Origin of the sequence: Stenotrophomonas sp. VV52 (assembly GCF_002893095.1) — a bacterium.
In the GTDB taxonomy this organism is placed as follows: domain Bacteria; phylum Pseudomonadota; class Gammaproteobacteria; order Xanthomonadales; family Xanthomonadaceae; genus Stenotrophomonas; species Stenotrophomonas aracearum.
The window spans coordinates 1-659 of the sequence record NZ_PKQQ01000038.1; the positions used below are offsets into that span (position 1 = coordinate 1).

The 659-nt window shown below is 66.9% G+C and carries 1 protein-coding gene; it reads right to left on the reverse strand.

Annotated features, from left to right (window positions below):
* Nucleotides 1-659 (reverse strand): SIS domain-containing protein (locus tag C2U58_RS19730; RefSeq protein WP_146033509.1); only part of this gene is annotated, 659 nt, incomplete at both ends.

A 659-nucleotide genomic window follows, 5' to 3' on the forward strand; every position in this document is an offset into this window, starting at 1 on the left:
GCGAGCTGGGTGGTGAAGGCCTTGGTCGAGGCCACGCCGATTTCCGCACCGGCGCGCGTGTAGCAGACCAGCTCGCTGGCGCGCGGGATCGCGCTTTCGGGCACGTTGCAGATCGACAGCGTGTGCAGGTGGCCCAGCGACTTGGCGTATTTCAGCGCCTCCATCGTGTCCAGGGTTTCGCCGGACTGGGAGATGGTGACGATCAGGTGCTTGGGATTGGCGTAGGCGGCGCGGTAGCGGTATTCGCTGGCGATCTCCACGCTGCACGGCAGCCCGGCGATGGCCTCGATCCAGTAGCGCGCGGTGAGGCCGGCGTAGTAGCTGGTGCCGCAGGCGATGATCTGCACGCCTTCGATGCCGGCCAGCACGTCCTCCGCATTCTTGCCGAACAGCTCGGCCGGGAAACCACCGGCGTCGATCGCCGCTTCGATGGTGTCGCCCAGCGCGCGCGGCTGCTCGTGGATTTCCTTCTGCATGAAGTGCCGGTACGGGCCCAGCTCCAGCGAGGCCAGCGACACGTCGGACTGGTGCACGCCACGGTCCACTGGCAGGTTCTGCTCGTCATACACCTGCACGCCGTCGCGGCGGATGTCGGCGGTATCGCCCTCTTCCAGGAAGATCACGTTGCGGGTGGCCGAGATCACCGCCGACACGTCGGA